Genomic DNA, 13,666 nt, shown 5'->3' on the forward strand with positions numbered 1-13,666 from the left:
CGTCCAGAGCGATTATAAAACTGTCCAGAAATAAATAAAAAAACGATTATCAGCCTTCATTAAAAATCTTATTGTAGCGCCGACTAACAGATAACTAACTGACAAACGGCAAGTCTATAATAGGAAATTTATGAAAAAGACGCTTATTACACTCATTATTGCAAATGCGCTGACCGCGACTACGGCATTTGCCGCAGCGGATGCGGGAACCTGGTATGCTGGTGGGAAATTTGGTTGGTCGCATTACTTTGATACCAGCGCAAGCCAGCAAACGGGGGCTAATGGTAATAAATATGGTGATGTTGGTTTTGATAGCGATAACGTCGGTGGTGGTGTATTTACAGGCTATCAGATTACTCCATGGCTGGCAGTTGAAGGCGGTTATGACTATTTAGGCAACATGCAATTCAACGGTAAAAATGGCGCATCTGGTTCTCAAATGAAAAGTCAGGGCCTGCAATTATCTCTGAAGGCAAGTTATGGTCTGACAGATAATTGGGATCTCTACGGCCGTGCAGGGGCAATGGGATATCGCGCGGAGTCAGATATTAAAGGCAATAACCGCTTTGATACCGGTGTGCGTCCGGTTGTGGCTGTTGGTACGGAATATGCCTTTAACAAGAACTGGGCTGGCCGCGTGGAATATCAATGGGTGAGCAATGTGGGTAATGAAAACCAGATTGGCGTATCAAGCGATGTTAGTTCCGTTACCGCTGGGTTGTCATATCGCTTTGGCCAGCATGACGACGCGGAGGTTACGCCTGCACCGGCAGTTGCCGCAACTCCTGCGCCTGAACCTCAGCGTTTTAACTTAAAATCTGATGTGATGTTTGGTTATGATTCAGCAGCATTAACCCCAGAAGGGAAAGCGGCGATTGCGCAGTTATACCGAAATCCCGGTCTGCAACCGGCCAAAGACAAAGCGACCGTTGTTATTGGCTATAGCGATCGCACCGGAGCCGCAGATTATAACCAGCAACTGTCAGCCCAGCGCGCGCAGGCTGTTGCCGATGAATTAGTCGCGTTAGGCATGCCAGCTGCAAATATTACTGCACAAGGACATGGTTCGAGTGATTCTGTCACGGGATCCAGTTGTGATGGGCAGACCGGACAGCAGCTGATTAATTGCCTTGCTCCAGATCGCCATGTCGTTGTTGAGATCACTGATAAGTACTAAATCGGTGTACAAAAGCCCTCCACATTATCGAATGGGGAGGGCTTTTTTATTCGCACAGTGGACTATCATTAACTGTGACAAATTAAAGATGTTAGAGCGTAATTATGTTCATAGAATCCTTAGTTTCGAGAGCTAAAGGTAGATTATGGCGTTATTTTCTGCCACGGTTTACTCTGAAAAATCATGTGGATGATCAAGTATATAATTACTATGGTGTTTATTTTTCGGATGTAAAACAAGAAAAATATCAGCTTGTGAGCCTAAGAGGCAAAAATGTTGTGCTTGAAAAATGGCATGCTGAGCAGCACGCCTATATGGAGAAAATAAACCTTCCACTCAATGATATTGAAAAAATGAATGTTGAGATTATTCATTGGAGAAAGCAAGGTCCGTTAAGGTTTGATTCGATTTTTCTTTTTGCAGTAAATTATTTTACACGTATTGCTTATGCAAAAAATGCTCTGACGAGAGCAAAAAGCAATCTCTTTTCTTCATTCGCCAGTAACAAGGCGTTGAGTGGACTTGATCGTATAATGTTGCTACAGATGCTGGTGAACGAATATGTACATCAATCGCCAGAGAAAACTCACACTGGAGTAACATGTGATGAGGTTATTGATCTATTGTACGGGACGCTTTGGTATAAACATATCAAGAATGAAGATTTCAGGAGGAAGGTCTTTCTGCTTCTCCAGTCACTTGTAATTACAGAAGATGTCAGATTTAGTGATGAAAAATATTATATACAAGGCAAGGCTATTTCAACAATTGTTTCATGGGAATCTGAAGAGAGAAGGGACAAGCAACATTTCAGGATCCAACGAAACATTAACCGCTTAATGCTTGTAATTACTGCATCCACATTGATGATCACGATAGCAATATTAGCTCAGGCAGGTCTTATTAATTTACTTAATCTTTGGGAGCATCTAACACAATTAAAACCCATCCGTGTGTTGTTCAAACTAATATGATAATAATCATCAATAGTCGTTTTGTTTCTGGCGATCCGACAGGGGCTTCACGAGATGCTACGCCACCGTGTTTCTGTCAGATCGCCGAACCGCACATTCAAATTGTCACTTTATTATTTTTTAAACATGAATTTTAATTGCTGAAGAAACACCACCAGTACGGCTACGGACCAGCCTACCATGAGGGCACCGACAAGCCCTTCAGCTGCGCCAATCAATCGCCATTCTGCCGGTAATGTCACATCACCATAGCCAAGAGTTGCATAGCTTACGAGAGAGAAGTAACTGGCTGACTCCCAGTTTTCTAGCGCACCAGAAATTATGTAAAAAATTGCAAAAACGCCAGCTTCTGCGAGGTGTGCCATAAGAGCAGTTGCAACAACAATTACATATTCTGAATATGAAGTGAAATGTTGATTTTTTGTTTATACGTAGTTTTTCCATTACCCATAACATCCAAAACGTATGAATTATAACGGTAATAGTTAATAGTGCGAAAACAAATAAAATTATCATGCTGGCTCTTTGGACGGTTAAGGGTATAGGGTTGAGTTGATATTTCTGGAATGTACACGGAAGGAAATATAAAGCCAAATACTATTCATGCAGATGATTATTAATGAATGTTGTTATTTAATTGTTTATTGTATAAAAAATTAAATTGGCTAGTTAAACGTGTTAAGAATCTGATGGTGATACTTTCATTGCAGAGAAAATAAAGCAATGCCATTCTTAAATCCTGCCTCGTCTTGCATATAAGTTGGTATCGACTTTGAAAATGCTGGAATAAAAAGGGCATTGTATGCATCGAGCAGCACCCTTGAGTGCACGTATGGGGCACCGAAAGGCTGCATATGTTCACACATGGCTGAAAGTGACTTAACCTAATCTACTGATATTAAATAAGTCTTATATTTTACAATGAAATAACAAATCTGATAGTATACCCCCCTATAGTATCTGGAGGGCGTATGCCGCATTCACCTGAAGACAAGAAACGCATTCTCACCCGTGTACGCCGTATTCGCGGTCAAGTTGATGCGCTTGAGCGTGCACTGGAATCAGGCGAACCGTGTCTGGCAATCCTGCAGCAAATTGCCGCCGTGCGCGGTGCATCCAATGGCCTGATGGGCGAAATGGTTGAGATCCATCTGAAAGACGAGCTGGTCAGCGGAGAAACAACGCCAGACCAGCGTGCCGTGCGCATGGCTGAAATCGGCCATCTTCTGCGTGCTTATCTAAAATAACATCATCACCTCGCAATAATGGGAAGAGACAAATGAAATCACGTGCAGCAGTTGCATTCGGCCCCGGCCAACCGTTAAAAATTGTCGAAATCGACGTCGCACCGCCAAAGAAAGGTGAAGTGCTGGTTAAAATTACCCATACCGGCGTGTGCCACACCGACGCCTTTACGCTCTCTGGCGACGATCCGGAAGGCGTATTCCCGGCGGTACTTGGCCATGAAGGTGGCGGCATTGTGGTTGAAGTAGGCGAAGGCGTCACCAGTCTGAAGCCGGGCGATCATGTGATCCCGCTGTACACCGCAGAGTGCGGCGAGTGTAAGTTCTGTAAATCGGGTAAAACCAACTTGTGCCAGGCCGTACGTGCGACCCAGGGCAAAGGTCTGATGCCGGATGGCACAACGCGCTTCTCGTATAACGGTGAGCCGATTTATCACTATATGGGCACCAGCACCTTCAGCGAATACACCGTTTGCGCGGAGATCTCTCTGGCGAAGGTTAACCCGCAGGCCCCGCTGGACAAAGTGTGTCTGCTGGGTTGTGGCGTGACCACCGGTATCGGAGCAGTCCATAACACCGCAAAAGTGAAAGAAGGCGACACCGTCGCCGTATTTGGTCTGGGCGGTATTGGTCTGGCGGTAATTCAGGGCGCGGTGCAGGCGAAAGCCGGGCGTATTCTGGCCGTTGATACCAATCCGGAAAAATTTAAGCTGGCAGGTGAAATGGGCGCGACCGATTTCATCAACCCGAAGGATTACGACAAACCGATTCAGGATGTGATCGTTGAGCTGACCGACGGCGGCGTGGATTTTAGCTTTGAATGTATCGGCAACGTTAACGTGATGCGCGCGGCACTGGAATGTTGCCATAAAGGATGGGGCGAAAGCATCATCATTGGCGTGGCGGGAGCAGGGCAAGAGATCAAAACGCGTCCGTTCCAGTTGGTTACCGGGCGTGTCTGGCGCGGTTCCGCGTTTGGCGGTGTGAAAGGGCGTACTCAACTTCCTGGCATGGTTGAAGAAGCAATGAGTGGGAAAATTCAGTTGGATCCCTTTATTACCCACCGTTTACCGCTGGAGCAGATTAACGAAGCGTTCGATTTAATGCATCAGGGTAAGTCCATCCGTACCGTTATCCACTTTGGCGATAACTGATTCATTGGCCAGCGGATTTAACCGCTGGCACTTTCCTGAATTTTTTAGAATTATGTTGTGAAAGTGTGACGAATCCGGCGCTTTTCACGGTAAGTAAACTTCCCGGATTGCCGATGACTATCTAACGGGCGTGTTTTCACGCATAAACCCTACAAGAGAGTCGACGGTCATGGACAACACTACATCGATGCAAGCCCAGCATAAACTGGGCTTTCTGCATCAAATCCGGCTGGTTCCGCTGTTTTCCTCCATTCTCGGTGGCATCCTTCTGCTGTTCGCCTTAAGTTCCGGACTGGCAAGCTATTTTCTTATGCAGGCCGATCGCGATCAGCGCGACGTGACCGATGAGATTCAGGTCAGGATGGGGTTATCTAACAGCTCTAACCATTTACGTACCGCACGTATCAACATGATCCACGCCGGCGCGGCGAGCCGTATTGCCGAAATGGATGACATGAAGGCCAATATTGCCGAGGCCGAAAAACGGATCAAGCAGTCGCAGGACGGTTTCAATGCTTATATGTCACGCGCGGTAAAAACGTCTGCCGATGAAGCGTTAGATGCTGAACTGAGCGCCAGCTTCAAAGCCTATATCGACGGCTTACAGCCTATGTTGAAGTACGCTAAAAACGGCATGTTTGAAGCGATCATCAACCATGAAAATGAACAGGCCCGACCGCTGGACTCTGCTTACAATAAGGTATTGTTAAAAGCGATCGACATTCGTACCGCAAGGGCGAACCAGTTAAGCGAACAGGCGCATCAGCGTACACAACTCGGCATGGCTTTTATGCTGGGTGCATTCGTTCTTGCGCTGGTGCTAACCGTGATGACGTTCATTGTTCTGCGTCGTACCGTCATTCACCCTCTGCTACGCGCGGCCCAGCGTATTGAGCGAATTTCATCAGGCGATCTGACGATGCACGATGAACCGACCGGGCGTAGCGAAATTGGCCGTCTGAGCCGTCACCTACAGACAATGCAACGATCGTTGGGGAAAACGGTGGGCACGGTACGTCAGGGCGCGGAAGAAATCTACCGCGGTACCAGCGAGATTTCGGCGGGTAATACCGATCTGTCTTCACGTACTGAACAACAGGCCGCAGCGATTGAACAAACGGCAGCCAGCATGGAAGAGCTGACCGCCACGGTGAAGCAAAACGCCGACAATGCGCATCACGCAAGCAAACTGGCGGAAGATGCGTCCGGTAAGGCCAGTCGGGGCGGTCAGATGGTTTCTGGCGTGGTGAAAACCATGGGTAATATCTCAACGAGTTCGAAGAAAATCTCCGAAATCACAGCCGTGATTAATAGCATTGCTTTCCAGACCAATATCCTGGCACTGAACGCTGCGGTTGAGGCGGCGCGGGCAGGAGAGCAGGGGCGTGGATTTGCCGTGGTCGCTAGTGAGGTCCGTACGCTGGCAAGCCGCAGCGCTCAGGCGGCAAAAGAGATTGAAGGATTGATCAGCGAATCGGTCCGACTGATTGACCAGGGCTCCGGAGAAGTCGTCGCGGCGGGCAATACGATGACGGATATTGTCGACGCGGTAAAACGCGTGACCGATATCATGCTGGAAATTGCGGCGGCTTCTGATGAGCAGAGCCGGGGTATCGTACAGGTGAGCCAGGCGATATCAGAAATGGATAAGGTTACGCAGCAAAATGCCTCGCTGGTTGAAGAAGCATCGGCTGCGGCGGCATCTCTCGAAGAGCAGGCGGCGCGCTTAACGGAAGCCGTAGGTACATTTCGCTTAACGGGAACGAGTGCAATTAAACGCCCTCCCGTAACCACTACGCCTGACCAATCGCGTCCGCAGACGGCAACGGCCAGTGGCGATAACTGGGAAACGTTTTAACAATAAATTAAGGGACCTGATGGTCCCTTAATATTTGGCATCAAAACGGTACGGTTTTGCGTATTGCGGCGATAAGGATCTGCGCGGCCTGAGAGAGTTGCACATCGACACGGGTAAGAATACCGATGGGCTCACCCGCACCGTGGGTAGGTATCGGCAACGACACCAGCGTCGCCTGGCGTAAATCCTCTCTAACCGCGCCTGAAGGTACAAACCACACATAGTCGTAATCAACCGTCAGCTGGCGGGAAAGCGATGCTGACAGCGTTTCAATGCAGCCTGGCGGCATTTTACAACCCTGACTTTGCAACAATGCTTCTGCGTGCTGGCGAGGCGCGGTTCCTTTTGGCGAAACCACCACCGGCCACTCCATTACCCGACTTAACGTGATAGTTTCCTGCAACAGCGGATGATTAGGGCGCACGACCAGTTTAAGTGATTCCAGAAACAACAATTCATAGTTCAGACCGACCATTAATTCCGGATCGGCCATGCGACCAATGCCAAGATCGATTTCCCCGGATTTTAAACCTGCCAGAATCATCGGATTGCTCATGGTGGCGACCTGTAGCGTGGTCTCCATTTGCTGCTTGTGGAAAGGACCAATTACCGCAGGCAGAATGCCCAGTGCCGCGGTGGGTAAGGCCCCGATCCGTACGACATCAGTCTGCGACTCTTCGCGCTGATTTAACGCTTGTCCGGCGGTGTTGAGCGCATCCAGCACTCTTACCGCATGGGTAAGAAACTGTTCTCCGGGCAGCGTTAACTGCGCGCCAAGGCGGCCACGCTCAAAGAGACGGGTACCGGTCAGTTGCTCCAGTTCATTTAGCGTTTTGGAGAGAGCCGGTTGGCTCAGGTTAAGGGTCTCAGCCGCGCGCCCCAACGTTCCCTGCTGTGCAACGGCGACAAAAGTATGAAGGTGGCGCAAGCGAATGCGCTGATTGAACAGAACATTTTTTTCCATAAGCGATGTTAAAAACAGAGCCGTATCGGTGACAAGTAAAGTTGTTTGTTTTTGATAACCTGATAGCAAAATATTATTAACATTTATCATGTTTTACTTACAACTGATTTATTTTGCTTATGTTTTGTACAGCATTGCTGGGTGGTGGGATCATGGAAGGGAGTGTGGCCAGTCGTTATACTTTGGTGATTGTTTACTTTTGAACGATTTCTCTTCACAAGGCACTGATGAATGATACATGTAATAGGGCACCTTAATCCCGATAGCGATGCCATCTGCACCGCCGCAATGACGGCGCGTTGGCTTAGTTTACGTGGCCAGCAGGCGACGGCATGGCGTTTGGGCGAGCCTAACCGCGAAACGCAGTTTATCTTTGAGCATGCGGGGCTGACAATGCCTGAACGGTTGACGTTTGAACTGACCGATCATGATGTCTGGCTGGTCGACTTCACCGAGCCGGCCCAGGGACCGGAATCGTTAACAGAAAGTAACGTGGTGGGAATTATCGATCATCACCGACTTGGTGGGTTAGTCACCCGTCTGCCACCGGAAGTGTGGGTGAAGCCTGTCGGCAGTAGCGCAACCCTGCTGTGGCAACTGATGACGGAGGATGAACGCAACCAATTATCTTCAGCTGAGGCTGTTTTACTGCTCGGCGCCGTATTGAGTGACACTGTCACGCTTCGTTCACCAACGACGACCACTGACGATCGCCTGGCGGTTGATGCGCTGGCCCAAAAAACCGGAGTGGATCTTGACGCTTTCAGTCGCGACCTGCTGTCAGCTAAAACAAGTGTGGAAGGGATGAGCGCCCGGGAACTTTTGCAGAAAGACATTAAAACCTTCACCATCCATGGACATTCAGTCTGTGTCGCGCAGCTCGAACTCTATGCGCTGCAACAGGTGGATGCGGTGCTGGACGATCTCCGTCAGGAAATGGCGCGCTATGCAGAAGAAAAGAACGCTGCGTTAGTCGTGCTGATGCTCACTGACATCAATCTGGGTGACACCAGCCTATGGTTTGCTGGATCAGAACTTTCAGACATCCCGCAGCCTTGCAAGGTCGAAGGTATGCTTAGCCGTAAAAAACAGATGCTGCCCTGGCTGGAAAGTCATTTGAAACCACGCCAGTAGGTACTGTTCATCTTTTGTATGGGTGGGAAGTTTACGCGGGGTCACACTTTGTAAATTCTTCCCACCGGAGTCAGCGGCGTTTTCTACACTCCAGGTAATATTCACTGGAGGCATGACATTATGGCGAACACCATCACGGCAGATGAGATTCGGGAACAATTTTCGCAGGCAATGTCAGCAATGTACCAGCAGGAAGTCCCGCAGTACGGCACGTTGCTGGAACTTGTCGCTGATGTGAATCTGGCGGTACTGGAAAATAATCCGACGCTGCATGAAAAACTGGCGAATGCGGATGAACTGGCCCGGCTAAACGTTGAGCGTCATGGTGCCATTCGAGTGGGTACCGCGCAGGAGCTTTCTACGCTGCGCCGGATGTTTGCCGTTATGGGCATGTATCCGGTGAGTTATTACGATCTCTCCCAGGCGGGCGTCCCTGTACATTCCACAGCCTTTCGTCCCATCGACGATGCCTCGCTATCGCGCAACCCGTTTCGGGTATTCACCTCGTTATTACGGCTCGAACTAATCGAAAACGCCGCGCTGCGGCAAAAAGCCGCTGAGATCCTCGCGAAACGCGATATTTTCACTCGCCGTTGCCACGAACTGCTGGATGAATTTGATGCGCAGGGCAGTTTTACATCTGAACAGGCGCAAGAATTTGTGCATGAAGCGCTGGAAACATTCCGCTGGCATCAGCATGCCACGGTCGATGAAGCGACCTATCACGCATTACACAACGAACACCGGCTGATTGCCGATGTGGTGTGCTTCCCCGGTTGTCATATCAACCATCTGACACCGCGAACGCTGGATATTGACCGGGTGCAGTCGATGATGCCGGAATGCGGCATTGAACCGAAAATACTGATTGAAGGGCCGCCGCGCCGCGAGGTGCCCATTTTATTGCGTCAGACCAGTTTCAAAGCGCTGGAAGAACCGGTGTTGTTTGCCGGTGAAATGCGCGGCACTCACACGGCACGTTTTGGTGAGATCGAACAGCGCGGCGTGGCCCTGACGCCGAAAGGTAGGGCGTTGTACGACGAATTGCTGAATAAAGCGGGAACGGGGAAAGACAATCTGACGCACCAGCTACATCTTCAGGAGGTGTTTAAAGCCTTCCCGGACAGCGAATTCCTGCTGCGCCAGCAGGGGCTAGCCTGGTTCCGCTATCGTCTGACGCCATCGGGTGAAGCGCATCGGCAGGCGATTCGCCCTGATGACGATCCGCAGCCGCTTATTGAACGGGGCTGGCTGGTTGCGCAACCCATCACCTACGAAGATTTTTTACCGGTGAGCGCCGCAGGAATTTTCCAGTCCAATTTGGGCAATGAAACACAGGCTCGCAGCCACGGAAATTCCAGCCGCGACGCGTTTGAACAGGCGCTGGGTTGCGCGGTTTATGATGAGTTTGCGCTGTATCAGGAGGCTCAAGAGCGAAGTAAACGTCGGTGTGGTTTACTTTAATGGAATTTACATGGGATTCGGTCTGTTCCCATCGACATAAAATATTTTCGATTTTGTACAGATAATCGGCGACCAACAATTGGATTATTAATGAATTTTGTCTAGAGTGAGCGGTCAGAAATGTGCACTCTCATGCCGCAGATTTTGACCGGCGCGGGACCATTTACACGACCAGAAGGACTCACTTTCAGGCATGAATCGCAGACGATTTATTAAAGGTTCAATGGCAATGGCCGCCGTGTGCGGAACCAGTGGTATTGCATCACTCTTTTCCCGCGCCGCCTTTGCGGCAGAGTCTGACATTGCAGACGGAAAAACCGTACGTTTTGATTTTTCCGTTCTGCAATCGATGGCCCATGACTTAGCACAGAAACCCTGGGGCGGTGCACCACGCGCGTTACCGGACACGCTGGCGAAACTGACGCCGCAGGCCTACAACAGCATTCAATATGACGCAGAGCAGTCTCTGTGGAACAATGTTGAAAATCGTCAGCTTGATGCGCAGTTCTTCCACGTGGGAATGGGCTTCCGTCGCCGTGTACGCATGTTCTCGGTTGATGGTAGTACGCATATGGCGCGTGAAATTCACTTCCGTCCGGAACTGTTTAAATACAACGACGCGGGTGTGGATACCAAACAATTGGAAGGGCAGACTGACCTCGGATTCGCTGGGTTCCGCGTGTTTAAAGCGCCAGAACTGGCCCGCCGCGACGTCGTTTCTTTCCTGGGCGCCAGCTATTTCCGCGCCGTGGATGACACCTATCAGTACGGTTTATCGGCCCGTGGTCTGGCGGTAGATACCTATACCGACAGCAAAGAAGAGTTTCCTGATTTCACCTCTTTCTGGTTTGAAACGGTTAAACCGGGCGCAACCTCCTTTACCGTGTATGCGCTTCTCGACAGCCCAAGCGTAACCGGCGCATTCAAGTTCGTGATCCACTGCGAGAAAACGCAGGTGATTATGGATGTACAAAACCACATCTATGCGCGCAAAGACATCAAGCAGCTCGGCATTGCGCCGATGACCAGCATGTTCAGCTGCGGCAACAACGAGCGTCGTATGTGCGACACTATTCACCCGCAAATCCATGACTCCGATCGTCTGGCGATGTGGCGGGGCAATGGCGAGTGGATCTGCCGTCCGCTGAATAACCCGCAAAAGCTGCAGTTCAACGCCTATACCGATAACAACCCGAAAGGGTTTGGCTTGCTGCAACTCGATCGCGACTTCTCCCATTATCAGGACATCATGGGCTGGTATAACAAGCGCCCAAGCCTGTGGGTCGAACCGCGCAACCAGTGGGGCAAGGGGACCATCGGTCTGATGGAGATCCCGACGACCGGCGAAACGCTGGATAACGTTGTCTGCTTCTGGCAGCCGGACAAGAAGATCAAAGCCGGCGATGAGCTGGAATTCAAATATCGCCTGTACTGGAGCGCTCAGCCGCCGGTGCGTTCGCCGCTGGCTCGCGTGATGGCGACCCGGACAGGCATGGGCGGTTTCCCGGAAGGATGGGCACCGGGCGAGCATTACCCGGAAAAATGGGCGCGTCGTTTTGCCGTTGACTTCGTTGGTGGTGATCTAAAAGCGGCTGCGCCGAAAGGCATTGAACCGGTGATTACGCTCTCCAGCGGTGAAGCGAAACAGATTGAGATCCTCTACGTGGAGCCTATCGACGGTTATCGCATTCAGTTTGACTGGTATCCGACTTCTGACTCAACCGATCCGGTAGATATGCGTATGTTCCTGCGTTGTCAGGGTGACGCCATCAGCGAAACCTGGCTGTATCAGTACTTCCCGCCAGCGCCGGATAAACGTCAGTACGTTGACGACCGCGAGATGCGTTAATCACGCCCTTTACGGCTCTCCTGATGGGGAGCCGTATCTGCATTCATCCTCATAACGACTCTGTACACTATTTACTCGATCCTGTTCGCATTTTTCTGTATGGCAAATGGGTACTCTGTGGGTGTGTATTTCTTATACACGTTCTTGTCCACTAACAGGGAGAAAGTATGTTTCCAGAATACAGAGACCTTATTTCCCGACTGAAATCCGAGAACCCTCGCTTTCTGTCCTTATTCGAAAAACACAACAGCCTTGATCATGAGATCTCCAGACTGGAAGGTTCGGATGGTCGGGGGTATAGTTTGGACATTGTTCGTCTTAAGAAACAGAAACTCCACCTGAAGGAAGATCTGCTCAAAATATTGCAAAAAGAGAGTGTCAGTGAGAGCTAAGTAGAACGGCGCTTGCTGTGTAAAAGGGCTTCCTGCGAGAAACGGAAGCCCTTCCTGTTTTTAGGTGTTAATCGACCATCACGCGTTTGTTCGTCGCCCCCCAGAGGATCGACATTTCAGTGAACAACGCGCCGCTAATTTCTTCGACTTCTTCTGCACTAACCTGCGCATTTCCCTGTTTACCGAACAGCACCACTTCATCACCGGATGCAACCTGCGGCAAATCGGTTACATCGACGATCACGGTATTCATGGATGTTTTACCCAGTACCGGAACCCGCTGGCCGCGGATCAGCACGTGCCCCGCATTACTGAACACACGGCGATAACCATCGGCATAACCTGTCGGGATATTGGCCTGAACGGAATCACGTTTAAGGGTATAGGTTCTGTCATACCCGACGGTGTTTTCTTTGGGGTAATGGTTTACCGACGCGATGGCAGATTTAAACGTCATGACGCGTTTGTATTCGGTGCTGGCGATGGTATCGCCATAGAAAATACCGCCAACACGCACCATGTCGAGCCAGGATTCTGGAACGGTCAGGGTAGCGAACGTATTCGCGACATGCAGGGTGACATCTTCGCGCTTAAGACCGGTAATTTTCAGTACCTGGGCTGATTGCGTATTGAAACGGGCCAGATCGCGTTTTACCACTGCCGCATCTTCTTCCGGGAAATGCGACATGATGCCGACAATTTTCAGGCCGGGTAATGCGGAAATAGCGCGTGCTTCTTCCAGACCTGCAGCGGTACTGACTTCCAGACCGTTACGCGACATACCGCCAGAGTTCAGCGCCAGATGGATACGAATAGTTTTACCTTTCTCCTGAGCGATTGCACTTAAACGCTTAGCCATATCCAGATTACCGATAAGCTCTTCGGTATCGAAATCCGCCGCCTGGCGCATCTCTTTTTCCGTCGCGTTACGCACGCGCATGAGCTGCGATGTATAGCCTGACTGGCGAACGGTACTAATCTCCTCGTTGCTGGCGATGCCAATACATTGTACGCCGTTTTGCATCATCACCGGTGTTACCAGTGAGAGATCGTGGCCATACGCGTCGCCTTTAAGAATGGCGCACATCCGGGTTTTATCTCCCAGCAGTTGCTGAACTTTATGAATGTTATATTCCAGCGCGCTACGGGAAATTTCCAGCGTGGTATTATCCACGACCTGTTGCTTATTGACGGCAAAGGGAACGGGGCCCGCTTGCGTGGTAGAAACAGGTTGGTGACAGGCGGTAATCAGTAAAAGCGGAATAAGTGCTAAACGACCCAAAGGTGCTGCCATGCTTGCTCCTTAGCAATAGAATGAAAGTGTTATTGTCATCATTACGGTCTATCCATGAGGGGATACCCGGATCACCAGAGTAACGGGTTCCACGCCAGAGATTCTTTCTAAGTGATTGCTGTTACAGCATAAAAATAAGACATCCTCGGTGCTAAACAGAGT

12 protein-coding genes are annotated in these 13,666 nt (G+C 50.1%); 9 read left to right on the forward strand and 3 right to left on the reverse strand.

Annotated features, from left to right (window positions below):
• Positions 1–130: 130 nt before the first annotated feature.
• Entirely contained in the window at positions 131–1,177 is a 1,047-nt protein-coding gene (gene ompA / locus SK38_RS05395) for a porin OmpA (RefSeq protein ID WP_048235310.1), read from the forward strand.
• A gap of 185 nt (positions 1,178–1,362) precedes the next feature.
• Positions 1,363–2,151 carry a hypothetical protein gene (locus SK38_RS05400; protein WP_053069332.1) on the forward strand — a complete coding sequence of 263 codons (789 nt, stop codon included), beginning with the start codon at positions 1,363–1,365 and terminating at the stop codon, positions 2,149–2,151.
• A 113-nt stretch (positions 2,152–2,264) separates the two neighbouring features.
• Here SK38_RS05400 and SK38_RS25165 read toward each other — a convergent pair whose 3' ends face one another.
• On the reverse strand, positions 2,265–2,516 hold the full coding sequence (locus SK38_RS25165; RefSeq protein WP_231587308.1) for an ion channel: 252 nt from the start codon (positions 2,514–2,516) through the stop codon (positions 2,265–2,267).
• A 606-nt stretch (positions 2,517–3,122) separates the two neighbouring features.
• Here SK38_RS25165 and SK38_RS05410 point away from each other — a divergent pair.
• The 3 genes from SK38_RS05410 to SK38_RS05420 all read left to right on the forward strand — a co-directional run bounded on the left by SK38_RS05410 (position 3,123) and on the right by SK38_RS05420 (position 6,407).
• A complete protein-coding gene (locus SK38_RS05410; RefSeq protein WP_003833178.1) occupies positions 3,123–3,398 on the forward strand; it encodes a metal/formaldehyde-sensitive transcriptional repressor in 276 nt (91 codons plus the stop codon).
• A 32-nt stretch (positions 3,399–3,430) separates the two neighbouring features.
• Positions 3,431–4,549, forward strand: coding sequence for an S-(hydroxymethyl)glutathione dehydrogenase/class III alcohol dehydrogenase (locus SK38_RS05415; protein WP_008784862.1), 1,119 nt, complete (start codon positions 3,431–3,433; stop codon positions 4,547–4,549).
• A 169-nt stretch (positions 4,550–4,718) separates the two neighbouring features.
• Complete coding sequence (locus tag SK38_RS05420; protein WP_048235311.1) at positions 4,719–6,407, forward strand: methyl-accepting chemotaxis protein; 1,689 nt, start codon at positions 4,719–4,721, stop codon at positions 6,405–6,407.
• 40 nt (positions 6,408–6,447) lie between these two features.
• On the opposite strand, the gene pcaQ is transcribed toward SK38_RS05420, so the two are convergent.
• Complete coding sequence (pcaQ, locus tag SK38_RS05425) at positions 6,448–7,371, reverse strand: pca operon transcription factor PcaQ (RefSeq protein ID WP_003020288.1); 924 nt, start codon at positions 7,369–7,371, stop codon at positions 6,448–6,450.
• A gap of 231 nt (positions 7,372–7,602) precedes the next feature.
• On the opposite strand from pcaQ, the gene SK38_RS05430 reads away from it, so the two are divergent.
• The 4 genes from SK38_RS05430 (at position 7,603) to SK38_RS05445 (ending at position 12,210) form a co-directional block, all read left to right on the forward strand.
• Positions 7,603–8,505, forward strand: coding sequence for a manganese-dependent inorganic pyrophosphatase (locus SK38_RS05430; protein ID WP_048235312.1), 903 nt, complete (start codon positions 7,603–7,605; stop codon positions 8,503–8,505).
• Positions 8,506–8,625: 120 nt separating this feature from the next.
• Positions 8,626–9,969: a 2-oxoadipate dioxygenase/decarboxylase HglS gene (gene hglS, locus SK38_RS05435; RefSeq protein WP_008784859.1), complete on the forward strand. Its 1,344-nt coding sequence runs from the start codon at positions 8,626–8,628 to the stop codon at positions 9,967–9,969.
• A gap of 193 nt (positions 9,970–10,162) precedes the next feature.
• The gene (locus SK38_RS05440; RefSeq protein WP_047411098.1) at positions 10,163–11,818 is read left to right on the forward strand and encodes a glucan biosynthesis protein D; all 1,656 of its coding nucleotides are present in this window, start codon (positions 10,163–10,165) and stop codon (positions 11,816–11,818) included.
• A 167-nt stretch (positions 11,819–11,985) separates the two neighbouring features.
• Positions 11,986–12,210: an HP1242/YdcH family protein gene (locus tag SK38_RS05445; protein ID WP_003833168.1), complete on the forward strand. Its 225-nt coding sequence runs from the start codon at positions 11,986–11,988 to the stop codon at positions 12,208–12,210.
• Positions 12,211–12,277: 67 nt separating this feature from the next.
• Here the strand turns inward: SK38_RS05445 and alr are convergent, their stop codons facing one another.
• Positions 12,278–13,504: an alanine racemase gene (alr, locus tag SK38_RS05450; protein ID WP_048235313.1), complete on the reverse strand. Its 1,227-nt coding sequence runs from the start codon at positions 13,502–13,504 to the stop codon at positions 12,278–12,280.
• Between the last annotated feature and the right edge of the window lie 162 nt (positions 13,505–13,666).

Origin of the sequence: Citrobacter sp. MGH110, assembly GCF_001037515.1 — a bacterium.
Lineage (GTDB): Bacteria > Pseudomonadota > Gammaproteobacteria > Enterobacterales > Enterobacteriaceae > Citrobacter > Citrobacter portucalensis.

Bases quoted from the DNA above. Each gene is read 5' to 3' on its own strand.
- ompA (WP_048235310.1), top strand. From the start codon at position 131: ATGAAAAAGACGCTTATTACACTCATTATTGCAAATGCGCTGACCGCG.
- SK38_RS25165 (WP_231587308.1), bottom strand. From the start codon at position 2,516: ATGGCACACCTCGCAGAAGCTGGCGTTTTTGCAATTTTTTACATAATT.
- SK38_RS05410 (WP_003833178.1), top strand. From the start codon at position 3,123: ATGCCGCATTCACCTGAAGACAAGAAACGCATTCTCACCCGTGTACGC.
- SK38_RS05415 (WP_008784862.1), top strand. From the start codon at position 3,431: ATGAAATCACGTGCAGCAGTTGCATTCGGCCCCGGCCAACCGTTAAAA.
- SK38_RS05420 (WP_048235311.1), top strand. From the start codon at position 4,719: ATGGACAACACTACATCGATGCAAGCCCAGCATAAACTGGGCTTTCTG.
- pcaQ (WP_003020288.1), bottom strand. From the start codon at position 7,371: ATGGAAAAAAATGTTCTGTTCAATCAGCGCATTCGCTTGCGCCACCTT.
- SK38_RS05430 (WP_048235312.1), top strand. From the start codon at position 7,603: ATGATACATGTAATAGGGCACCTTAATCCCGATAGCGATGCCATCTGC.
- hglS (WP_008784859.1), top strand. From the start codon at position 8,626: ATGGCGAACACCATCACGGCAGATGAGATTCGGGAACAATTTTCGCAG.
- SK38_RS05440 (WP_047411098.1), top strand. From the start codon at position 10,163: ATGAATCGCAGACGATTTATTAAAGGTTCAATGGCAATGGCCGCCGTG.
- SK38_RS05445 (WP_003833168.1), top strand. From the start codon at position 11,986: ATGTTTCCAGAATACAGAGACCTTATTTCCCGACTGAAATCCGAGAAC.
- alr (WP_048235313.1), bottom strand. From the start codon at position 13,504: ATGGCAGCACCTTTGGGTCGTTTAGCACTTATTCCGCTTTTACTGATT.